The 21,624-nt window shown below is 72.5% G+C and carries 20 protein-coding genes and 1 tRNA gene; 12 read left to right on the top strand and 9 right to left on the bottom strand.

The features are described 5' to 3' along the window. Positions 1 to 7: 7 nt before the first annotated feature. The 4 genes from OO68_RS11545 (at position 8) to OO68_RS11530 (ending at position 6,808) form a co-directional block, all read left to right on the top strand. A complete protein-coding gene (locus OO68_RS11545) occupies positions 8 to 901 on the top strand; it encodes an FAD binding domain-containing protein (RefSeq protein ID WP_033308189.1) in 894 nt (297 codons plus the stop codon). Continuing rightward, positions 898 to 3,126 (top strand): 2Fe-2S iron-sulfur cluster-binding protein, encoded by a 2,229-nt coding sequence (locus tag OO68_RS11540; protein ID WP_033308188.1) that lies wholly within the window; start codon positions 898 to 900, stop codon positions 3,124 to 3,126. Before OO68_RS11545 ends, OO68_RS11540 begins: the two co-directional genes overlap by 4 nt. Then, positions 3,123 to 5,432, top strand: a complete 2,310-nt coding sequence (locus tag OO68_RS11535) for a xanthine dehydrogenase family protein molybdopterin-binding subunit (RefSeq protein ID WP_033308187.1) — start codon at positions 3,123 to 3,125, stop codon at positions 5,430 to 5,432. Before OO68_RS11540 ends, OO68_RS11535 begins: the two co-directional genes overlap by 4 nt. A 209-nt stretch (positions 5,433 to 5,641) precedes the next feature. Next, on the top strand, positions 5,642 to 6,808 hold the full coding sequence (locus OO68_RS11530; RefSeq protein ID WP_033308186.1) for an SUKH-4 family immunity protein: 1,167 nt from the start codon (positions 5,642 to 5,644) through the stop codon (positions 6,806 to 6,808). An 11-nt stretch (positions 6,809 to 6,819) separates the two neighbouring features. On the opposite strand, the gene OO68_RS11525 is transcribed toward OO68_RS11530, so the two are convergent. Further along, entirely contained in the window at positions 6,820 to 8,040 is a 1,221-nt protein-coding gene (locus OO68_RS11525) for an LPXTG cell wall anchor domain-containing protein (RefSeq protein WP_033308185.1), read from the bottom strand. Between the two features lie 171 nt (positions 8,041 to 8,211). Between OO68_RS11525 and OO68_RS11520 the strand changes: the two genes are divergently transcribed. Further along, complete coding sequence (locus OO68_RS11520) at positions 8,212 to 8,880, top strand: HAD family hydrolase (protein ID WP_033308184.1); 669 nt, start codon at positions 8,212 to 8,214, stop codon at positions 8,878 to 8,880. A gap of 77 nt (positions 8,881 to 8,957) precedes the next feature. Here the strand turns inward: OO68_RS11520 and OO68_RS46235 are convergent. Further along, positions 8,958 to 9,055 (bottom strand) — tRNA-OTHER (locus OO68_RS46235). 194 nt (positions 9,056 to 9,249) lie between these two features. On the opposite strand from OO68_RS46235, the gene OO68_RS11515 reads away from it, so the two are divergent. The 6 genes from OO68_RS11515 to OO68_RS11490 all read left to right on the top strand — a co-directional run bounded on the left by OO68_RS11515 (position 9,250) and on the right by OO68_RS11490 (position 15,281). After that, positions 9,250 to 10,905: an MFS transporter gene (locus OO68_RS11515; RefSeq protein WP_033308183.1), complete on the top strand. Its 1,656-nt coding sequence runs from the start codon at positions 9,250 to 9,252 to the stop codon at positions 10,903 to 10,905. Between the two features lie 40 nt (positions 10,906 to 10,945). Continuing rightward, entirely contained in the window at positions 10,946 to 11,146 is a 201-nt protein-coding gene (locus OO68_RS11510) for a CopG family ribbon-helix-helix protein (protein WP_033308182.1), read from the top strand. Next, a complete protein-coding gene (locus OO68_RS11505) occupies positions 11,143 to 11,535 on the top strand; it encodes a type II toxin-antitoxin system death-on-curing family toxin (RefSeq protein ID WP_033308181.1) in 393 nt (130 codons plus the stop codon). Before OO68_RS11510 ends, OO68_RS11505 begins: the two co-directional genes overlap by 4 nt. A 137-nt stretch (positions 11,536 to 11,672) precedes the next feature. Beyond that, the gene (locus OO68_RS11500; RefSeq protein WP_033308180.1) at positions 11,673 to 13,472 is read left to right on the top strand and encodes a DEAD/DEAH box helicase; all 1,800 of its coding nucleotides are present in this window, start codon (positions 11,673 to 11,675) and stop codon (positions 13,470 to 13,472) included. A 299-nt stretch (positions 13,473 to 13,771) separates the two neighbouring features. Continuing rightward, on the top strand, positions 13,772 to 14,413 hold the full coding sequence (locus OO68_RS11495) for an IclR family transcriptional regulator (RefSeq protein ID WP_033308179.1): 642 nt from the start codon (positions 13,772 to 13,774) through the stop codon (positions 14,411 to 14,413). Between the two features lie 76 nt (positions 14,414 to 14,489). Further along, a complete protein-coding gene (locus OO68_RS11490; protein ID WP_033308178.1) occupies positions 14,490 to 15,281 on the top strand; it encodes a S16 family serine protease in 792 nt (263 codons plus the stop codon). Here the strand turns inward: OO68_RS11490 and OO68_RS46745 are convergent. From OO68_RS46745 to OO68_RS11460, 7 genes are read right to left on the bottom strand one after another with little or no spacing between them, the layout of a single operon-like run. Beyond that, on the bottom strand, positions 15,278 to 15,448 hold the full coding sequence (locus OO68_RS46745; protein WP_167345882.1) for a hypothetical protein: 171 nt from the start codon (positions 15,446 to 15,448) through the stop codon (positions 15,278 to 15,280). The genes OO68_RS11490 and OO68_RS46745 overlap by 4 nt on opposite strands. Before the next feature lie 13 nt (positions 15,449 to 15,461). Beyond that, positions 15,462 to 16,037 (bottom strand): ArsR/SmtB family transcription factor, encoded by a 576-nt coding sequence (locus OO68_RS11485; protein WP_033308177.1) that lies wholly within the window; start codon positions 16,035 to 16,037, stop codon positions 15,462 to 15,464. A gap of 51 nt (positions 16,038 to 16,088) precedes the next feature. Continuing rightward, positions 16,089 to 17,054 (bottom strand): glycine betaine ABC transporter substrate-binding protein, encoded by a 966-nt coding sequence (locus tag OO68_RS11480; RefSeq protein WP_033308176.1) that lies wholly within the window; start codon positions 17,052 to 17,054, stop codon positions 16,089 to 16,091. Continuing rightward, positions 17,051 to 17,857 (bottom strand): ABC transporter permease, encoded by an 807-nt coding sequence (locus OO68_RS11475; RefSeq protein WP_033308175.1) that lies wholly within the window; start codon positions 17,855 to 17,857, stop codon positions 17,051 to 17,053. The genes OO68_RS11480 and OO68_RS11475 overlap by 4 nt, the downstream gene beginning before the upstream one ends. Then, a complete protein-coding gene (locus tag OO68_RS11470) occupies positions 17,854 to 19,113 on the bottom strand; it encodes a betaine/proline/choline family ABC transporter ATP-binding protein (protein WP_033308174.1) in 1,260 nt (419 codons plus the stop codon). Before OO68_RS11470 ends, OO68_RS11475 begins: the two co-directional genes overlap by 4 nt. After that, complete coding sequence (locus tag OO68_RS11465) at positions 19,106 to 19,753, bottom strand: ABC transporter permease (protein WP_033308173.1); 648 nt, start codon at positions 19,751 to 19,753, stop codon at positions 19,106 to 19,108. Before OO68_RS11465 ends, OO68_RS11470 begins: the two co-directional genes overlap by 8 nt. A gap of 18 nt (positions 19,754 to 19,771) precedes the next feature. Then, the gene (locus OO68_RS11460; protein ID WP_033308172.1) at positions 19,772 to 20,242 is read right to left on the bottom strand and encodes an Lrp/AsnC family transcriptional regulator; all 471 of its coding nucleotides are present in this window, start codon (positions 20,240 to 20,242) and stop codon (positions 19,772 to 19,774) included. A 123-nt stretch (positions 20,243 to 20,365) separates the two neighbouring features. Here OO68_RS11460 and hppD point away from each other — a divergent pair, with 123 nt between their 5' ends. Then, positions 20,366 to 21,511: a 4-hydroxyphenylpyruvate dioxygenase gene (gene hppD, locus OO68_RS11455; RefSeq protein ID WP_033308171.1), complete on the top strand. Its 1,146-nt coding sequence runs from the start codon at positions 20,366 to 20,368 to the stop codon at positions 21,509 to 21,511. The last annotated feature ends 113 nt before the right edge of the window (positions 21,512 to 21,624 follow it).

Here is a 21,624-nt window from a genome sequence, read left to right as displayed (position 1 = left end):
AGCCGGTTTGACCACGCACGCACCGCAGGCGGGGCAGGCCGTCACGCTGCCCACGACGCTGGACGAGGCCGTCGCGGCGCTCACCGCCATGCCCGCCGCCGTGCCCGTCGCCGGCGGCACCGACCTGATGGCCTCCGTGAACTCCGGGCAGCTCAGGCCCGCCGCGCTGGTGGGACTGGGCCGGATCAGCGAGATCCGCGGCTGGCAGTACCTGGACGGTCACGCACTGCTCGGCGCGGGCCTCACGCACGCGCGCATGGGCCGCCCCGACTTCGCGGCCCTGATCCCGGCGCTCGCCGCCGCCGCGCGCGCCGCGGGCCCGCCGCACATCCGCAACGCGGGTACCCTGGGCGGCAACATCGCCTCCGCCGCACCCACGGGGGACGCGCTGCCGGTGCTGGCGGCCCTGGAGGCGACCCTGATCATCGCGGGCCCGGGCGGAGCCCGCCGGGAGATCCCGGTCTCGCACCTGCTGGCCGGGATGGACATGCTGCGCGCCGGCGAGCTCATCGGCTACGTGCGCGTGCCGCTGCTGCACGCCCCGCAGGTCTTCTTGAAGGCGACCGGCCGGACCGGCCCGGGGCGGGCGGTGGCGTCCGTGGCCCTGGTCCTGGACCCCGCGCGCCGGGGTGTGCGCTGCGCGGTGGGCGCCATAGCGCCGATGGCGCTGCGGCCCCTGGAGGCCGAGCAGTGGGTGGCCGGCCTCATCGACTGGGACAACAACCGGGCGCTCGTCCCGGAGGCGCTGAACGCCTTCGGGGAGTACGTCGCCGCGGCCTGCATCCCCGACGCGGCGCCGGCCGAGGACGGCTCGGTCGCACCGCTTCCGCCCGCCGTACTGCACCTGCGGCGCACCGTCGCCGCGCTGGCCCGACGAGCACTGGGGAGGGCGCTGTCGTGACCGACGACCAGCACGGAGAGGGCACGCCCCGGGGCGGCAGCCGCTGGGACCCGCTGCCCCAGGGCGAGTACGACGACGGCGCCACGGCCTTCGTCGAACTGCCCGAGGGGGGCGTCGACGCCCTGCTGGCCGCCGACAGCCCCCTGGCCGCGCCCGGCCACGGCTACGTACCGCCGCAGATAACGGTCAGCCCCGCCTCCACGGCGGGCACCGACCCGGCCGCCACGGGCGCGTGGCCCGTGCCGGGCGCGCCGGTCGACGGGGCGCAGTGGCACGACCCGAACGCCGGGCACCCGCAGCACGGACACGAGCACGGCGCGCACCACCAGCAGGGACACGACGTCCCCGAGCAGCAGTACGGCGGTCCCGGCGCGCCGTACGACCCCGGGGCGCCCTACGGCTCCGACGCGACGGCGCCGCAGCACGGCGACGACCGGTTCACGTACAACCCCGGGGCGACCGGGCAGTGGAACTTCGAGGAGACCCCGGCGGCCGGGACCGCGCCCGGCCATGACGTGACCGGGCAGTGGTCCATCCCCGTCGCCGGGGGCGACCTTCCGGACGAGTCGGGCGAGTTCACCACGTCCTCGCTGGTCGAGCAGTGGGGCGGCACCCCGCCGGCCACGCTGCCCGGCGGTGCGCCCGCACCCTGGGCGACCCAGGCCGCGGGCCGGCCGTGGGGACAGGACCCGCAGGACCCGGCCGGGCAGGAGGAGGCCCACCCGGGCTACCCCCACGAGCACGGTCAGGAGCAGGACCACGGGCGGCAGGGCGACACCGGACCGGCCTCCGGATACGCCCCGGAGCAGCAGGCCACCGGGCCGCTGCCGCGGGAGGCGGGCCCGGACGAGGCCGGACCCGGACACCCGCAGGACGCCCACGCGCCGGGAGCCCACGAGGACGCCGGCCCCGCGCACCGGCCCGGCGAGTTCGGCCATGAGCCGGAGCCGTCCGCGCTCGCCGGCCACGTGCCGGAGGGGCCCGGCACGGATCACGCGCCTGGGCCGTCGGAACACGCGCCGGAGGAGCCCGGGGCGGCGGCGGCCGGCCACACGGCGGAGCCGTCCCGTTTCGCCGACCACGGGACCGGCCACGGGCCCGACGTGAGGACGGACCACGGGGCCGACCACGGGCCCGGCCACGGGTTCGAGCCCTCCGACTTCTCCGAGCACGGTCCGGAGGCGTCCGCCCCCGACGGCCACGCGATCGGGCAGCCGTACCCCGAGGCCCCTGACGAGTTCCCCGGAGAGCAGCACGGGCCCGAGGCACACCCGGACGTCGTCGCGCCCCCGCAGGACGCCCAGGAAGCCTCACAGCCCGCTCCCGGCCCCGGTGAGCCCTCCGCGGACGACGAGGACGCCCCCGGGATCCCAGAGGCCGCCGACGGCCCCTCCGAGCCCGTTGCCGGGCCCCCGGCGGCCTTCGCGGACGCCGATACCGTCACCGGCCCGGAGACCGCCGAGGGCGAGAGCCAGGACGACCCGGCCCCGGACGAGAGCCAGGCTGCCGAGACGGTTGCCGAGCCGTCCGGCGCCGCCCCCCACGACGTACCGCCCGCCGCGCCGCAGGAGGAACACCCCCTCGCCTCCTACGTCCTGAGCGTCAACGGCACCGAACGCCCCGTCGCCGACGCGTGGATCGGCGAGTCCCTGCTGTACGTGCTGCGCGAGCGGCTCGGACTCGCGGGCGCCAAGGACGGCTGCTCGCAAGGCGAGTGCGGCGCGTGCAACGTCCAGGTCGACGGACGGCTCGTGGCGTCCTGCCTGGTCCCGGCCGTGACCGCGGCCGGCAGCGAGGTCCGCACCGTCGAGGGCCTGGCCGAGGACGGACAGCCCTCGGACGTGCAGCGGGCGCTCGCGCGCTGCGGCGCCGTGCAGTGCGGCTTCTGCATCCCGGGCATGGCGATGACCGTGCACGACCTCCTGGAGGGCAACCCGGCGCCCACCGAGCTGGAGACCCGCCAGGCGCTGTGCGGCAACCTGTGCCGCTGCTCCGGCTACCGGGGCGTGGTGGACGCCGTCAAGGAGGTCGTCGCCGAGCGCGAGACCCACTCCGCGCCCGCCGACGGCGAAACCGACGAGGCCCGCATCCCGCACCAGGCCGGCCCGGGCGCCGGTGGCGTGAACGCGTCGGCCTTCGGCGCGCCCCCGGAACCGCGCACCCCGCAACCGCACTCTCCGGAACCGCATGACCAGCCCTACGGTCAGGACGGAGGCCCCGCGTGAGCAACGAAGCAGCCACCGCCCAGGCCGCACAGGCCGCCCCCGCCCCCGAACCGCTTCCGCACGGCATCGGCGCCTCGCTCCCGCCCGCCGACGCCCGTGCCAAGACGGAGGGCACCTTCCCGTACGCCGCCGACCTGTGGGCCGAGGGCCTGCTGTGGGCGGCCGTGCTGCGCTCCCCGCACCCGCACGCGCGCATCCTGTCGATCGACACGACCCACGCGCGCGAGATGCCCGGCGTCCGCGCCGTCGTCACCCACGAGGACATTCCCGGCAGACCGCTGCACGGCCGCGGCAAGGCCGACCGCCCGGTCTTCGCCTCCGAGGTCGTGCGTCACCACGGCGAGCCCATCGCCGCCGTCGCCGCCGACCACCCGGACACCGCGCGCATGGCCGCCGCCGCCGTCATCGTCGAGTACGAGGTGCTCGACCCGGTGACCGACCCGGAGCAGGCCTTCGAAGCGGAGCCGCTGCACCCCGACGGCAACCTGATCCGGCACATCCCCCTGCACCACGGCGACCCGGAGGCGGCCGGCGAGATCGTCGTCGAGGGCCTGTACCGCATCGGCCGCCAGGACCCCGCGCCCATCGGCGCCGAGGCCGGCCTGGCCGTACCGCGCCCGGACGGCGGGGTGGAGCTGTACCTCGCCTCCACCGACCCGCACGCCGACCGCGACGCGGCCGCCGCCGCGTTCGGCCTGGAACCCGAGCGCGTCAAGGTCGTCGTGACCGGAGTCCCCGGCGCCACCGCCGACCGCGAGGACCAGGGCTTCCAGCTCCCGCTCGGCCTGCTCGCGCTGCGCACCGGCTGCCCGGTGAAACTCACCGCCACGCGCGAGGAGTCCTTCCTCGGCCACGTCCACCGGCACCCCACCCTGCTGCGCTACCGCCACCACGCCGACGCCGAGGGCAGACTCGTCAAGGTCGAGGCGCAGATCCTCCTCGACGCGGGGGCCTACGCCGACACCTCCTCCGAGGCCCTGGCCGCCGCCGTCGCGTTCGCCTGCGGCCCCTACGTCGTCCCGAACGCCTTCATCGAGGGCTGGGCCGTACGCACCAACAACCCCCCGTCCGGCCACGTACGCGGTGAAGGCGCCATGCAGGTCTGCGCCGCCTACGAAGCGCAGATGGACAAGATCGCCAAGAAGCTCGGCCTCGACCCGGCGGAAGTGCGGCTGCGCAACGCCCTGGCCACCGGCGACGTGCTGCCGACCGGCCAGACCGTGACCTGCCCGGCCCCGGTCGCCGAACTGCTCCAGGCCGTACGGGACTTCCCGCTGCCGCCGCTGCCCAAGGACACCCCCGAGGACGAGTGGCTGCTGCCCGGCGGCCCCGAGGGCGCGGGCGAACCGGGCGCGGTGCGCCGGGGCGTCGGCTACGGCGTGGGCATGGTGCACATGCTCGGCGCGGAGGGCGCGGACGAGGTCTCCACGGCGACCGTGAAGGTCCACGACGGCGTCGCCACGGTCCTGTGCGCGGCCGTCGAGACCGGCCAGGGCTTCACGACCCTGGCCCGGCAGATCGTCCAGGAGACGCTCGGCGTCGACGAGGTGCACGTGGCGCCGGTCGACACCGACCAGCCCCCGGCGGGCCCGGGCTGCCGCGGCCGGCACACCTGGGTGTCGGGCGGGGCGGTGGAGCGCGCGGCCAAGATGGTCCGCACCCAGCTCCTCCAGCCGCTCGCCCACAAGTTCGGCATGTCGACGGAGCTGCTCCAGATCACCGACGGCAAGATCACGTCGTACGACGGGGTCCTCTCGACGACCGTCACCGAGGCGCTGGACGGCAAGGAACTGTGGGCCACCGCCCAGTGCCGCCCGCACCCGACCGAGCCGCTGAACGAGGCCGGGCAGGGCGACGCCTTCGTGGGCATGGCCTTCTGCGCGGTCCGTGCGGTGGTGGACGTCGACATCGAGATCGGCTCCGTACGGGTCGTCGAACTCGCCGTCGCCCAGGACGTGGGCCGGGTCCTGAACCCCGCCCAGCTGACGGCCAGGATCGAGGCGGGTGTGACGCAGGGCGTGGGCATCGCCCTCACGGAGAACCTCCGCACGCCGCGCGGCATCGTCCGCCACCCCGACCTGACCGGTTACGCCCTCCCGACCGCCCTCGACGCGCCCGACATCCGCATCGTCCGGCTGGTGGAGGAACGGGACGTCGTCGCCCCCTTCGGGGCCAAGGCGGTCAGCGCGGTGCCGGTGGTGACGTCCCCGGCGGCCGTCGCGTCCGCCGTGCGGGCCGCGACGGGCCGCCCCGTGAACCGGCTCCCCATCCGCCCCCAGGCCGCGGTGGTCACCGAACGGGGCTGAGGGGATTCCGCGGAAAGGGAACGCGCGGGGGTGCTCCGAGCGTCTTGTGAGGTGACGTGGCGTGGTCGCCGGGCGCGCGTCGCTGTTCCGGGGCGTTGTCAGTGGTGGGGCGTACCGTTCTGGGCAGTGGGGGACGGCTGCCGGGCTGGGCCCGGTCGGTCTGCCGTGCTCCGCCAGGGGACGGTGAGCAAGCACATGCGGGGGAGCCCATGAGTACGACCGACGCCGGTTCCGCGGTGATCACCCTGACAGAGTCCGAGCTGGACCCGTGGGTGACGCACGCGTCCACGCGCCACTGGCTGACCGGCCCCGGACTGCCCGGCGACAGCGGCGTGCTGAGCTTCGCGGAGCTGAGCCGCGAGGGCCTGCGCACGGTCGCCGACTCCACGGGCGACCCGGACGGCCGCCTCTCGGCGGAGCTGCGCGAGCAGCTGGTCATAGGCGGACTGCTGGGCCCCGCCGGCCTGGAGACGGAGTCGGTCCTGCTCGACGGCGCGACGGGCGAGATCTCGACGACGTACGTCCTGTACGACCGCCCCGACCTGATGGACCGCCGCCCCCTGGCGCCCTCCCTCCGGACACTGGTCCGCTTCGCGGAGGCCACGGACGAACTGGCGGGCCTGCGCGGCCAGTTCGCCTCCTACGCGGGCCGCTTCGGGCCGAAGGCGGTGGCGGAGGCGTCCCAGCACCTGCTGGCGGTGTTCCGTGACGGCGCGGACGGCGAACCGGCCCCGTTCTGGAAGATGGCGGCACTGATCCGCCCCCTGTCCCTGGTGGCGGGCCGCGGCGGCGTGTCCGGCCTCTCCCTGGACCTCCCGCACCGCCTCCTGGACCAGGAGTTCGGCCCCGGCAAGGTGGCGCGCTTCGAGGACGTCGACTTCCCCGCGACCCTCACGCACGAACCGACCCGCCGCTTCCTGCGCGAGGTGGGCCTGCCGGAGGACGCCCACGTCTTCTCCCTGGACACGGACGTCCCCCTGGCGACGCTCGCCGAGTACTACGCCGACACCGGCGCCCCGGCCGAACTCCCCGCCGGGGCCCACCGCCTGCTTCGCCTCGGCCATCTCGTCGAGGACAACAGCCTGGTCGTCGACGGCGCGACGGGCGCGGTCCTGAACTGGAGCGAACCCGAGGCGACGCTGTACCCGCTCAACACGGACGTGTCGACCCTCGCCTTCACGCTCTGGCTGCTGCACCGCGAGCGCGCGATAGACGCCCAGTCGTCCCACGAGCTGACGACCGACACCTACGACCAGCTGGCCATGACGATGCTCCAGGTCCTGTCGACGGTGGACCCGACGGGCGTGACCGCCGGAGGAACGGTCCGTCACTACTGGACGGACGCGTTCCAGGACGAGGCGGGCGGGGTGCTCTGACGGCCCTGCCGTCAGGCGGACCCGGCGGCCTTGCGGCGGCGTACGGCGAGCACCAGGCCGCCACCGATCACCGCGGCGGCGGCAGCCGCACCGGCGAGGAGCGGGGTGCCGTCGGAGCCGGTGGCGGCGAGGTTGCCGCCGGTGGTGCTGCCGGTCGTGGTGCCCGTGGAGCCACCGGCCGTGGTGCCGTTCGAGGCCGATGCGGAGGGGGAAGCCGTGGCCCCGGTGCCGCCGGCGGCCTGTCCCTCGGGGGCGTTGCCGTCCCCGCCGTCACCGGTACCACCGTCCGCGCCGTCCGAGGGGCTCGGCTCCGGCTCGTAGTCGCTCGGCAGGTCGATACTGATCACGGCGGTGTTGTTGGCCCGGTTCGTGTCGTACTCCGGGGCGATGTCGTAGACGGACGACGCCTTGATCTCACCCTTGGTGTCCTGCGCGGACTCCTTGATCTTCAGCGTGAACGTGTAGGCGAGGGACTGACCGACGTCGAGGGTCCCGTCCTTCGGCCAGCACACGTACTTGGGCTTGCCCGTGGTCCCCTGCGGCCCGCTCGGCCCGTCGATCCCGAACGGCGCGCAGTCCTTCGGCACACCCATGGCCACGGCGCCCGGCGGGATCTGCACCAGCAGCGCCGGAAGATCGTCGCTGTCCTGGTTCTGCACCCAGCCCGGGCCGTCGTTGCGCAGGGTCGCCGTGATCGACTGCTCCTCGCCGGCCAGCGCCTCCATCTCCGCACCGACGGCGACGAGATCGGCGGTGTTGTCCGCGGTCAGGGTGAGCCGCCGGTAGCTGTCGTCGTACCCTTCGCCCGGCGTCCCACCGCTCGCGCTCGTGCCGTACTCGACGGCCTCCATCAGGGCGTTGTCCAGCGCCTTGAACCGGACGGGCGTGGTGACGGAGGCACCGGGCTCGACGACCGTGTCGAGTTCACAGACCGCCTGCCTGACCTGGTCCTTGACGGTCGAGTAGGTACACCCCTTCACCTGCTCGGGGAAGTCCAGCCCGCGCGTCAGACGCACCCGGAAGGTGACCCCGTCCACGGCGGCCGTGCCCTTGTTGGTGAGGGTGACGGACTTGTCGTAGACCTCACCCGGCTCGGGAGCCGCGGCCGGCAGGGCCGACACGACCAGCTCGGGCGCCCCCTCCTCGGCGTGCGCCAGGGGCGCGACGACAGCGGGACCGGCGACGGCGATCACAGCAGCGGCCAGGACGGCTGCCGGGGGGCGGAGGTGCACGGTGGTTCTCCTCGTCGAAACAGGCGGCGAACGACCGGAGCGTCGGCTACCGGTCATGTCCTGGACACGTGAGAGGTGCCTGGGGTTGTGCACGAGTTTGCCCGGCGTCTCAGAACGAGGCAGGCGCTTCTGTTCCGAAATCGCCTGCCGGCCGCCTGGCATGATCGACGCGTGACCAGTGAACCTGGGCGGCCGGGCCGCACGAAGTACGTCCTGTTCGATGTCGATGGCACATTGATCGACGCGGTGAGCAACCAGCGCCGGGTCTGGGAAACCTGGGCGGGGCGTTACGGGCTGGACGCGGACGAGGTCTACGGGGTGGCTCTGCGGACCCGGCCGATGGAGACGTTCGCCCAGGTCGCTGCCGACCGTGACCCGAGCGAGTGCCTGGCCCTGCTGCATGACCTGGAGGACGAGGACGTCCGGTCCGGCGTCTATACGGCTTTCCAGGGCGCGTCGGAGTTGCTGCACGGTCTGCCGCCAGGGACCTGGGCGCTGGTGACCTCGAACTACGTGCACCGGGTGCGCGGCCGTTTCGAGCGCACGGGCCTGCCTGTGCCGGAGGTGATCGTGGACGCGGCCGCTGTGGAGGAGGGCAAGCCCTCTCCGGTGCCCTATCTGCAGGCTGCCGCACGGCTCGGCGCCCGGCCGGCAGACTGTTTGGTCGTCGAGGACGCCCCGTCCGGAGTGCGGTCCGGGATACGCGCCGGGATGACGGTGTGGGGCGTGAACGCCGCTGCCGCGGTGGAGGGCGTGCATCGCCACTTCGCCAGTCTGGGCGAAGCGGTCCCGCACATCCTGGCCTGGACATCCGGGCCACAAGGGAGTGCCGCTGCCTGAGCCCACGCTGCTTCGGCATCACGGGGCCGGCGCCAAGGAGTCGTCCTATCTGCGCGTTTGCCCGGTCAAGGCAGTAGAGGCCGTGGCGGGATTCGAACCCGCGTAACTCCCCGCGAGCGGAGCTCGCTATTGGATGCTGCGCAGGCGAGCCCCTGAACCGCTCGGGCACACGGCCGTGTTGTGAACTCGGTGTAGTGACCGTAGGGCGGGGTGGGTGTGGGTTCAAGGGTGGCGCGTGGGCTGCCATGTGACTGCCATACGCCGTTCATGAAGGGGGTGGCCGAGAAGCGGGGCGTACGACCAAGGTCTCAGGGCCGGACCGTCTTGGGACAGGGGTCAACGTGGGGTGTGGACCTTACGCTGGCGGGCATGACCGTCCCGAAGCCGCGTGATGCCGATGTCGAGGAAGCCGCTGAACCGCCCTCCGTGGCCGAGCGGGAAGAAGGCGTGCTGGGGGCGGCGTACCGGGCGTTGAGTGTTGGGATCGTCTCCGTCGTGCTGCTCATCGCCTTCGAGGCTACCGCCGTGGGGACGGCGATGCCCGTCGCGGCCCGGGAGCTGGACGGGGTGTCGCTGTACGCGTTCGCGTTCTCCGGGTATTTCACGACCAGCCTGTTCGGGATGGTGCTCTCCGGGCAGTGGTCGGACCGGCGTGGCCCCCTCGGGCCGTTGACGACGGGCATCGCCTCCTTCGGCGCCGGGCTGCTGCTGTCCGGCACCGCCGGGTCGATGTGGGTGTTCATCCTGGGCCGGGCCGTGCAGGGGCTCGGCGGCGGGCTGGTGATCGTCGCGCTGTACGTGGTCGTCGGGCGGGCCTATCCGGAGCGGCTGCGGCCGGCCATCATGGCCGCGTTCGCCGCGAGCTGGGTGCTCCCGTCGATCGTCGGCCCGCTCGCCGCCGGCACGGTGACCGAGCAGTTGGGGTGGCGGTGGGTGTTCGTCGGGATACCTCTGCTCGTCGTCTTCCCGCTCGCACTCGCGCTGCCGCAGATACGGCGTCGGGCGTCCGGCCCGGCGGGGCACACCGCTGCCGATGCCGAGTCCGCCACGGGGGAGAGCCCGAGCTCGCCCGTCCCCGCGGAACGGACCGCCCTCGCCGGACGGCCCGTCACGCCGGACCCCGCGCAGGCGGCGGACGCGCCCGCCCGGCCCGCCCGGGCGCGGGCCACCGATCGCCCCGCCCCACCGGACCCGGCGCGGGCAACCGACCGCCCCGCCCCGCCGGCCGACCCGCCCGCCTCCTTCGACCGTCGGCGCATCCGGCTCGCCCTCGCCATCTCCCTCGGCGCCGGCCTCCTCCAGTACGCCGCGCAGGACTTGCGCCCCCTCGCACTCCTGCCGGGTGCGCTCGGCGTCGCCCTGCTGGTGCCCGCCGTGCTCGGCCTGCTGCCACGCGGCACCTACCGGGCCGCTCGCGGGCTGCCGTCCGTCGTGCTGTTGCGGGGCGTCGCCGCCGGGTCCTTCATCGCCGCCGAGTCGTTCGTGCCGCTGATGCTGGTCACGCAGCGCGGGCTCAGTCCGACGCTGGCCGGGTTCTCGCTCGCCGCGGGCGGCGGGACGTGGGCACTGGGCTCGTGGGTGCAGTCGCGGTCGCGGGTGGAGCCGTACCGGGAGCGGCTGACCACCGTCGGGATGCTGCTGGTGGCCGCGGCCATCGCCACGGCACCGAGCGTGCTGGTCGACTCCGTGCCCGTCTGGACGGTCGCCGTCGCCTGGGCGTTCGGATGCTTCGGGATGGGGCTCGTGATCTCCTCCACGAGCGTCCTCCTGCTCAAGCTCTCCGCCCCCGAGGAGGCCGGCACCAACTCCGCCGCCCTCCAGATCTCCGACGGCCTCTCCAACGTCGTCCTGCTGTCCGCGGGCGGCGCCGCCTTCGCCGCGCTGGGCGGCGGCACCGTGACCCACTCGGCCGCCCACACCTCCGGCTCCCACCCGGCCGCCTTCACCGCGGTGTTCCTGCCGATGGCAGGGGTGGCGCTGGCCGGGGCCTGGGTGTCGACGCGGCTGCGGGAGCGACGGCCGTAAAGCGGTCGTCTCCTCCACGACCGGACCGTAGCCTCTGCGCATGTCCCACCTCGATCTGCCCCTCGACCCCGCCCTGCGGACCGCCCTCGACGACCTCGCCGACGCCCAGGGCCGCACGCCCGAAGAGGTGGCGCTGCACGCCGTACGCGCCTACCTGGGCCAGGAGTGCGCCCGCGTGCGCGCCGTCGCGGAGGGGCTCGCGCACCACCACGCCGACCTGTTGAGGAGGCTCGGCGAATGACGGGGGACACGGGTGACACCCGGTACCTGAGCGTCGACGAGGTCACCGCCATCGCCGAGGTCGCCTTCGGCGGGCGGCCGCCCGAGGCGCGCGCTCCGGGGTTGCTCGCCTCCGCCGTGCACCGCCCCCGCGCCCGGATGTTCGGCACGGCCGCCTACGACGACCTGTACGAGCAGGCGGCCGCCCTGCTGCACGCCCTCGCCGCCAACCATCCCCTCGTCGACGGCAACAAGCGCACGGCCTGGCTGGCCACCGCCACCTTCCTCGCCCTCAACGGCGTCGACCTGGCCGGGGCGGACCAGGACACCGCGTACGCGCTGGTCGTCGAGGTCGCCTCCGGCACCGAGGCGGAGGTCGGGAGCATCGCGGGGCGGCTGAGGGGGCTGTGACGTCGGTCCCACCCGCAGGTGACCCGGGCCGGTCCGCGCGTTGGCCGGCTCGGGGCGCCGGTAGGGTGGCCCGGTTGTCATACGTAGCCGAGCCGTCAGGCTCCCTCGCACGAGCCGCCCGACCCCCAACGGAGACCGTGACTACCACCGCCGGCACCAGTTCCGCCTCGCACCACCTGTCCCCGGCGTTCCCCGGCCGCGCCCCCTGGGGTACCGCCAGCAAGCTGCGCGCCTGGCAGCAGGGCGCGATGGAGAAGTACATCCAGGAGCAGCCCCGGGACTTCCTGGCGGTCGCCACCCCCGGCGCCGGCAAGACGACCTTCGCGCTGACGCTGGCCTCCTGGATGCTGCACCACCACGTCGTGCAGCAGGTGACCGTCGTCGCCCCGACCGAGCACCTGAAGAAACAGTGGGCCGAAGCCGCCGCGCGGATCGGGATCAAGCTCGACCCGGAGTACAGCGCCGGGCCGCTCGGCCGGGAGTACCACGGCGTCGCCGTGACGTACGCCGGTGTCGGCGTCCGCCCCATGCTGCACCGCAACCGCGTGGAGCAGCGCAAGACCCTCGTCATCCTCGACGAGATCCACCACGCCGGTGACAGCAAGTCCTGGGGCGAGGCCTGCCTGGAGGCCTTCGAGCCGGCGACCCGACGGCTCGCCCTGACCGGTACGCCCTTCCGGTCGGACACCAACCCCATCCCCTTCGTGACGTACGAGGAGGGCAACGACGGCATCCGGCGGTCGGCGGCCGACTACACCTACGGCTACGGCAACGCCCTCGCCGACAATGTCGTGCGGCCCGTCATCTTCCTCTCGTACAGCGGCAACATGCGCTGGCGCACCAAGGCCGGTGACGAGATCGCCGCCCGGCTCGGCGAGCCCATGACCAAGGACGCCATCAGCCAGGCCTGGCGGACCGCCCTCGATCCGCGCGGTGAGTGGATGCCGGCCGTGCTGCGGGCGGCCGACCAGCGGCTGACCGAGGTGCGGAAGGCCATCCCGGACGCGGGCGCCCTCGTCATCGCCTCCGACCAGGACTCGGCGCGTGCGTACGCCAAGCTCATCCGGGAGATCACCGGCAGCAGGGCGACCCTCGTGCTGTCCGACGACTCCGGCGCCTCCGAGCGGATCGACGAGTTCAGCGCGAACAACGACCGGTGGATGGTCGCCGTGCGGATGGTGTCCGAGGGCGTCGACGTGCCGCGCCTCGCGGTCGGCGTGTACGCCACCACCATCTCGACGCCGCTGTTCTTCGCACAGGCCGTCGGGCGTTTCGTGCGGTCCCGGCGGCGCGGCGAGACCGCCTCGGTGTTCCTGCCGACCGTGCCCGACCTGCTCTCCTTCGCCAACGAGATGGAGCGCGAGCGCGACCACGTCCTCGACAAGCCCAAGAAGCAGGGCGAGGAGGACCCGTACGCCGAGTCCGAGAAGGAGATGGACGAGGCGAACCGGGAGCAGGACGAGGACACCGGCGAGCAGGAGCAGTTCTCCTTCGAGGCGCTGGAGTCCGAGGCCGTCTTCGACCGGGTCATGTACAACGGCGCCGAGTTCGGCATGCAGGCTCACCCGGGCAGCGAGGAGGAGCAGGACTACCTCGGCATCCCCGGGCTGCTGGAGCCCGACCAGGTGCAGCTGCTGCTCCAGAAGCGGCAGGCCCGGCAGATCGCGCACAGCCGCAAGAAGCCGGACGAGGAGGCCGATCTGCTCGAAATGCCCGCCGAGCGGCGGCCGGTGGTCTCCCACAAGGAGATGATGGAGCTGCGGCGGCAGCTCAACACGATGGTCGGCGCCTACGTCCACCAGAGCGGCAAGCCGCACGGGGTGATCCACACCGAGCTGCGGCGCGTGTGCGGGGGGCCTCCGGCGGCTGAGGCGACGGCGGGGCAGCTGAAGCAGCGGATCACCAAGGTGCAGGAGTGGGCCACGCGGATGAAGTGACGGGCCGGGAGGGCCGAACAACCTGGCGGGCGTGCATACCGTCGCAAACTCAAGCAGTACGCCCAGTCCGGTGCCCGGATTCTGGACGGAGCCTTCCGCTCAGCGAACCTGCTTCGCTACTGTCCCGCTACGCACACGCCCCGTGGCAGCGCCGCCGCGGAGCGCAGCCGTGAAGCGACGCGGCCCGGACAGGCCGGGCCGCCGGCCGATCGGCGGCCTCTGAAGCGCGTCACCGACGGGACTCGGTGACGCATCCGCCGACCGGGGGCCGCCGACCTCACCACTAAGGAGTGGGCGTCGTGACCGCGGAGACCTCCCAGACGCTCGACCGGGGACTGCGTGTCCTCAAACTGCTCGCCGACACGGACCACGGGCTGACCGTGACCGAGCTCTCCGTCCGGCTCGGCGTGAACCGGACCGTCGTGTACCGGTTGCTCGCCACCCTGGAGCAGCACGCCCTCATACGCCGTGACCTCGGCGGACGTGCCCGGGTCGGGCTCGGGGTGCTGCGCCTGGGACGGCAGGTCCACCCGCTGGTCCGGGAGGCCGCGATGCCGGCGCTGCGGTCCCTGGCCGAGGACATCGGCGCGACGGCGCACCTGACCCTGGTCGACGGGGCGGACGCGCTGGCCGTGGCCGTGGTGGAGCCGACCTGGACGGACTACCACGTCGCCTACCGGGCCGGATTCCGGCACCCCCTGGGCCGGGGCGCCGCCGGCAAGGCGATCCTCGCGGCTCGCCAGCACCCGATGACCGACCCCGGCTACACGCTGACCCACGGCGAGCTGGAGGCGGGCGCCTGCGGGGCGGCCGCACCGCTGCTGGGCGTGACGGGCGTCGAGGGCAGTGTGGGTGTGGTGATGCTGGCGGAGGCGGTGCCGGAACGGGTGGGGCCACGGGTCGTCGACGCCGCCCGGGAGGTCGCGGAGGCGCTGCGCTGACACATGCCGGGTCGTGGGGGAGGGCCCCGGACGCCCTGGTCCTGGCGGTCTCCCCCTCCCGCGTTAGATTGATCCCGTGTTCTCTCGCCTCACGCGCCCCCAGGCCATCGCCGTCTGCGCCCTGCCCGTCGTGGCCCTGCTCGCGACGGCGGCGCTGGCGCCGTTGCCGTTCTCGGTGGCGCAGCCGGGGCTGACCGCGGACGTGCTGGGCGAGAACAAGGGCACACAGGTGATCACCGTCTCGGGTGCGCCGGTCCGGGACACCCGGGGCCAGCTGCGGATGACCACCATCGAGGCGACCTCCCCGGACACCCGGGTCTCGCTCCCCGACGTCATCGACGGCTGGTTCCGCACCGACCAGGCGGTCATGCCGCGCGACTCCGTCTACCCCAGCGGGGACAGCGTCAAGGAGATCGAGCAGCACAACGAGAAGCAGATGAGGCAGTCCCAGGACGCGGCGACGCAGGCCGCGCTGGGGTACCTCGGCCTCGACGACAAGGACGTGAAGGTCAGCCTGAAGCTCGCGGACGTGGGCGGGCCCAGTGCGGGGCTGCTCTTCTCCCTGGGCATCATCGACAAGCTCGACGGCGACGGCACCGGCGGGGATCTGACCGGCGGCCGGGTCATCGCCGGTACGGGCACGATCGACGCGGCCGGCCGGGTCGGGGCGGTCGGGGGCGTCGCCCTCAAGACGCAGGCCGCGAAGCGGGACGGGGCGACGGTGTTCCTGGTCCCCAAGGCGGAGTGCGGGGACGCGCGTGCCAACCTGCCGAAGGGCCTGCGGCTGATTCCGGTGACCACGCTGAAGAGCACGGTGTCGTCCCTGGTGGCCCTGGAGACGGGGAAGGGTTCCGTGCCGAGCTGTTAGTGGGCCGTTGCCGTTCCGGGGCGGGCGGCGAGTCTTAAGCCCACTTCCACGAGGGCCCAGCCCAGACGCGTACGCAGGTCGGGGCGGTGCGCCCGACGTGGTCCGGCCTCGGCGCGCAGTTCGGTGGCTCGGACGTGGTGCAGGGTGAGGTGGATGTCCGGGTGCATGGGTGATGGCCTTTCACGGCGTCGTCTGGGTGGGGAAGACGTGCGTGTGGACGCGTACAGTCTCGGCGTCCGGGGTGCCCTCGGCAGCCGGGCGGTAGCTCTGGACGAGGTCATGCATCTTGGCGACCAGCTCACGGGCGAGTTCGGGAGTGAGCCGCAGGGTGAAGTCGCTGAGGTCCGTGGCGCCGTCCCATTCCTCGCCCCACTCACTCGTGTTGCCGAGCCAGGTCGCGACTTCCCGGGTGTGCACGTTGGCGAGCTCGTACCGGAAGAGGGCGACGGCTCCCCGCACGGCCGGGTCCGGGTCCTTGATCAGGGTCTCGTCGAGTTGCACGCCCTGGTCCACCGCCTTCCACCAGCGCTCCCGTCCCTTGCCCCGCTCAGGGTCGTCGGCGACGAAGCCGTGCGCGGCGAGTTGCCGTAGGTGGTAGCTGGTTGCACCGCTCGACTCGCCCAGTTTCTCCGCCAGTCGGGAGGCGGTCGCGGGTCCGCCGCGACGCAGTGCAATCAGCAGCTGCATCCGCAGAGGATGGGCCAGGCCGCGCAGGGAGCGGGCGTCGAGAAGGCGGGGTGCCGGTTCGTCGGACATGCATGCAAAGCTAGTCTTGCAAAGGTCTCTTTGCAAGGAGTTCTTTGTACCTCACCCCTCTTTGACGAACCCCTCCTCCACCATCCAGTCCAGCGCCACCTGGTGCGGATCCTCCCCGTCCACGTCCACCTTCGCGTTCAGCGTCTGCGCAACGGAGTTGTCGAGCCTCGCCGTCACCGGGTTCAGGACCTCCGCGATCGCCGGCCACTCCTTCAGGGACTTCGCGTTGATCATCGGCGCGGCGTTGTAGTTGGGGAAGAACTTCCGGTCGTCGTCCATCACCGCCAGGTTCATGGACTTGATGCGCCCGTCGGTGGTGAACACCTCACCGAACGTGCAACTGCCCTTGTCCGTCTGGGTGTAGATGATCCCGGTGTCCATCTGCGTGATGTTCCGCGCCGGGACGTCCATGCCGTAGGCCTTCTGCATGCCCGGCAGCCCGTCCGCCCGGTTCGCGAACTCGACCTCCACGCACAGGTTCACCGCCCCGGGGTCGGACTTCGCCAGCTTCGCGACGTCCGACATCGTCTTCGTGCCGTACTTCTTGGCGTTCCCCTGGTTCATCGCCAGCGCGTACGTGTTGTCGAGCTTCGACGGCGGCAGCCAGACCAGGCCGTTGCCCGCGTCCTCCTTCTTCACCGCCTCCCACTGCTCCTGCGGATCGGTGATCGGTTTGCTGTGCCCGAGGTAGGTGATCCAGGCCGTGCCCGTGTACTCGTACCCGGCGTCCGCGTCGCCCTTGCGGACCGCCTCGCGGCTGCCGATGGAACCCTGGATGCCGGTGCGGTCGATCACGTCCGCCCCGGCCGCCTCGAACGCGATGCCCATGATGGAGCCGAGGATCAGCTGCTCGGTGAACGACTTCGACGTCACCGTCAGATGCGCGCCCTTCAGCGGCTCGCCACGGCCGATCGACCCCGGCTCCACGTCGTCGGTCAGCGGGGATCCGCTGGTCAGGCCGCAACCGGCCGCCGCCAGCAGCAGGCCGGCCGCCGCCAGGCACGTACGCCGCCTCATGGCTGCAACCCCCGCGGCCGCAGCAGCAGTTCGGCGAGCGACGCCAGCCAGTCCACCAGCAGCGCCAGCACCACCGTGAGGATCGACCCCAGCACCAGCACCGGCATCCGCTGGTTGGTGATGCCGGTCGTGATCAGCACGCCGAGGCCGCCGCCCCCGCCGAAGACCGCCAGGGTCGCCGTACCGACGTTCAGGACGAGGGCCGTGCGCACGCCCGCCAGGATCAGCGGGACCGCGAGCGGGAGTTCGACCCGGGTCAGCACGCCCGTCGGGGACATGCCGATGCCGCGGGCCGCCTCCAGCAGGGTCGGGTCGTTCGCCTTCAGGCCCGTGATGGTGTTGGAGAGCACCGGCAGGATGGCGTAGACGATGATGCCGATCAGGGCGGCCCTGCGGCCGATGCCCAGCCAGATCACCAGCAGGGCCAGCAGACCGATCGCCGGGGTCGCCTGGCCCATGTTGGCGAACGCCATCGCCACCGGGGTGGCCCGGCTCATCGCGCCGCGGGTCAGCAGGATGCCCAGCGGGATCGCGATGATCAGCACGAAGAACGTGGAGATCACGGTCAGTTCGATGTGCTGCCACAGCGCCTTGCTCACCTGGCCGCCCGACAGGGCGTTGCGGGTGAGCGCGTCCAGGTCGGCCTGCTGGAACCACAGCCAGGTGGCGAGCAGCACGGCGATCAGGGCGACCGGCAGGAGCGTCAGCTTCTGCCAGGTGAGGCGGGAGGGCCGGCGCGCGGACGGGGGCGCCTCGGACTCGTCGAGGGGCTCGGAGGTCTCCTCGGCCTCCGTGGCGGTCACCGCTGGCCTCCGGGGCCGCTCACCGCCGCCGGACCCGCGGCCCCCTCCTGCTCCGCGTGCGTCTGCGAGGCCCGCAGCGACTCCAGCTCGTGCTGGTGCTCCATCGCGTCGAGCCGGTCGGCCTCCAGCATCTCGTGCACGGAGTTGATGAGGGTCTCCATGTCGACCACGCCCGTGTACTCGCCGCGCCGCCCGGTCACCGCCACCCGCCCGGCGTTGTCGGTGAGCACCGCCTCCAGCGCGTCCCGCAGGGTGGCGTCCCGGGTGACCGTGTCGCTCACCAGGGTCCCGGCGCGGGCGAGCGAGCCCCGGGCCCGCATCAGATCGCCACGCCGCAGCCACTTGTAGGGGCGGCGGCGCCGGTCGAGCAGCAGGATCTCGTTGCTGCCGCTGGTCCGCAGCAGGTTGAAGATCTGCTGCAACGGGTCGTCGACCGTGACCGTCGGATAGTCGGTGATCTCCACGTCCCGTACGCGGGTCAGATTCAGCCGCTTCAGCGCCGCACCGGCGCCGACGAAACCGGACACGAAGTCGTCGGCCGGGTTGGTCAGGATCGCCTCCGGGGTGTCGAACTGCGCGATGTGCGACCGCTCGCGCAGCACGGCGATCCGGTCGCCGATCTTGATGGCCTCGTCGAAGTCGTGGGTGACGAAGACGATCGTCTTGTGCAGCTCGTGCTGGAGCCGGATCAGCTCGTCCTGGAGGTGGTCCCGGGTGATCGGGTCCACCGCCCCGAACGGCTCGTCCATCAGCAGCACCGGGGGATCGGCGGCCAGCGCCCGGGCCACGCCCACGCGCTGCTGCTGCCCGCCGGAGAGCTGACGCGGGTAGCGGCCGTGGAACTCCCCGGGGTCCAGGCCGACGAGGTCGAGCAGCTCCTCGGTCCGTTCCCTGATCCGGGTCTTCGGCCAGCCGATCATCTTCGGGACGATCCCGATGTTCTGCGCGACCGTCATGTGCGGGAAGAGCCCGGCGGACTGGATGGCGTAGCCGATCTTGCGGCGCAGTTTGACCGGGTCCATGTCGGTGACGTCCTCGCCGCCGATGCGGATGCGGCCGCCGGTCGGCTCGATCAGCCGGTTGATCATCTTGAGCGTGGTCGACTTGCCGCAGCCCGAGGGGCCGACGAAGACGACGACCTCGCCCGCCTTGATCTCCATGCTCACGTTGTCCACGGCCGGCTGCGGACTGCCGGGGTAGCGCTTGGTCAGGCTCTCCAGCGCGATGGACGCGCCGTGGTCACCGGTCTCAGGCACGGATCCCCCTGGGAATGGTCAGCCGTCCGATCAGGACGTACGCGGCGTCGAACAGCAGGGCCAGGACGATGATGCCGAGCGTGCCCGCGAGGACCTGGTTGAGCGCGTTGGCGCTGCCCAGCGAGGCCAGGCCGCGGAAGATGACATTGCCCAGGCCCGGTCCCGAGGCGTACGCGGCGATGGCCGCGATGCCCATCAGCATCTGGGTGGAGACCCGGATCCCGGTCAGGATCGGCGGCCAGGCCAGCGGCAGCTCGACCCTCAGCAGCCGGGCCGGGCGGGACATCCCGATGCCCGTGGCCGCGTCCACCAGCGTCGGGTCGACCCCGCGCAGCCCGACGATCGCGTTGCGCACGACCGGCAGCAGCCCGTACAGCGTCAGCGCGACCACCGTGGGCGGCACGCCGAGCCCCACGAGGGGGATGAGCAGACCGATCAGGGCGAGCGCCGGCACGGTCAGGATGGTGGCGGTGGTCGTGGTCGCGAGGTTCCCGGCCCACTCGCTCCGGTAGCTGACGACGCCGATCAGCACCCCGAGCAGGGTCGCCACCACCATGCACTGGAAGACGGCGCTCGCGTGCTGGTAGGCGTCCGTGAGCAGCTGCTGATGCCGGTTGACCAGGTACTCCCAGAAATTCACACGCGCTCACCCCACGACTCAGGTCTCCTCCGCGGCCTGCTCCACGAGCGGGATGATCCGCAGCGGAACGGGGTTCTCCATGACGATCGCCGTGGAGGCCCGGACGATGCCATCAAAACCGACGACCCGGTCGATCACACGCTGGAGATCGGCGTTGGAGCGGGCCACGAGCCGGCACAGCATGTCCCCGGTGCCGGTGGTCGTGTGCAGCTCCAGGACCTCCGGGACGGTCGCCAAGTGGGCCCGTACGTCGGGCCCTTGCCCCTGCCGGATCTGCAGCGTCGCGAACGCCGTCACGGGGTAGCCGAGCGCGGCCGGGTCCACCTGCGGGCCGAATCCGCTGATGACTCCGTTCGACTGAAGCCGGTCCAGCCGCGCCTGTGCGGTGCCGCGGGCCACCCCCAGCCGCCGGGACATCTCCAGCACCCCGATCCGCGGCTCACGGGCGAGCAGCAGGATGATCCGGCCGTCCAGATGATCGATCGCCACAGCAGCCTCCCGGCATGGTCATCCTGTACAGAAGGGCCGTCCGTACGGCCGTATTACTGAACAGATTGCCCAGTCAAAACACAAACTATTGCGCACCTTGCCGAGCGGGGAGACCCTGCGGCTATGACGCAGACCACACACCACACTCCCGACACCGCCCGGCAGGCCGACCCCTTCCCGGTCAAGGGAATGGACGCGGTCGTCTTCGCCGTGGGCAACGCCAAGCAGGCGGCGCACTACTACTCCACCGCCTTCGGCATGAAGCTGGTCGCGTACTCCGGACCGGAGAACGGCAGCCGAGAGACCGCTGCGTACGTCCTGGAGAACGGCTCCGCCCGCTTCGTCCTCACCTCGGTCATCAAGCCCACCACCGAGTGGGGCCACTTCCTCGCGCGGCACGTGGCCGAGCACGGCGACGGTGTCGTCGACCTCGCCATCGAGGTCCCGGACGCGCGCGCCGCCTACGCCTACGCCCTGGAGCACGGCGCCCGCTCGGTCGCCGAGCCGTACGAGATGAAGGACGAGCACGGCACGGTCGTCCTGGCCGCCATCGCCACCTACGGCGAGACCCGCCACACCCTCGTCGAGCGCTCCGGCTACGACGGCCCGTACCTGCCGGGGTACGTCGCGGCCCAGCCGATCGTCGAACCGCCCGCGCAGCGCACCTTCCAGGCGATCGACCACTGCGTCGGCAACGTCGAGCTCGGCCGGATGAACGAATGGGTCGGCTTCTACAACAAGGTCATGGGCTTCACGAACATGAAGGAGTTCGTGGGCGACGACATCGCCACCGAGTACAGCGCGCTGATGTCGAAGGTCGTCGCCGACGGCACGCTCAAGGTCAAGTTCCCGATCAACGAGCCGGCCATCGCCAGGAAGAAGTCCCAGATCGACGAGTACCTGGAGTTCTACGGCGGCGCGGGCGTCCAGCACATCGCCCTCAACACGGGCGACATCGTCCAGACGGTCCGTACGATGCGGGCGGCCGGCGTCGAGTTCCTCAACACGCCCGACTCCTACTACGACACGCTGGGGGAGTGGGTCGGCGAGACCCGCGTCCCGATCGACACCCTGCGCGAACTGAAGATCCTCGCCGACCGCGACGAGGACGGCTATCTGCTGCAGATCTTCACCAAGCCGGTCCAGGACCGTCCGACCGTCTTCTTCGAGATCATCGAACGCCACGGCTCGATGGGCTTCGGCAAGGGCAACTTCAAGGCCCTGTTCGAGGCGATCGAGCGCGAGCAGGAGCGCCGCGGCAACCTGTAGCCGCCCACGGCCGCGGGTCGTGCGGGTGTCACGGGGCACCCGCACGACGCGCTGCTGTGCAGCGACGAAGAGGCCCTGGGACTGCTGCCCCTAATCATCTTTCGCCGCGCCCT

Origin of the sequence: Streptomyces iakyrus, from assembly GCF_000717055.1 — a bacterium.
Taxonomy (GTDB): Bacteria; Actinomycetota; Actinomycetes; order Streptomycetales; family Streptomycetaceae; genus Streptomyces; species Streptomyces iakyrus.
The sequence above is the reverse complement of the archived record's forward strand: the minus strand, read 5'-3'. Positions and strand labels throughout refer to the sequence as shown.

Coding starts and splice junctions, on each gene's coding strand:
- OO68_RS11530 (WP_033308186.1), top strand. CDS start 5,642: ATGAGTACGACCGACGCCGGTTCCGCGGTGATCACCCTGACAGAGTCC.
- OO68_RS11515 (WP_033308183.1), top strand. CDS start 9,250: ATGACCGTCCCGAAGCCGCGTGATGCCGATGTCGAGGAAGCCGCTGAA.
- OO68_RS11510 (WP_033308182.1), top strand. CDS start 10,946: ATGTCCCACCTCGATCTGCCCCTCGACCCCGCCCTGCGGACCGCCCTC.
- OO68_RS11505 (WP_033308181.1), top strand. CDS start 11,143: ATGACGGGGGACACGGGTGACACCCGGTACCTGAGCGTCGACGAGGTC.
- OO68_RS46745 (WP_167345882.1), bottom strand. CDS start 15,448: ATGCACCCGGACATCCACCTCACCCTGCACCACGTCCGAGCCACCGAA.
- OO68_RS11485 (WP_033308177.1), bottom strand. CDS start 16,037: ATGTCCGACGAACCGGCACCCCGCCTTCTCGACGCCCGCTCCCTGCGC.
- OO68_RS11480 (WP_033308176.1), bottom strand. CDS start 17,054: ATGAGGCGGCGTACGTGCCTGGCGGCGGCCGGCCTGCTGCTGGCGGCG.
- hppD (WP_033308171.1), top strand. CDS start 20,366: ATGACGCAGACCACACACCACACTCCCGACACCGCCCGGCAGGCCGAC.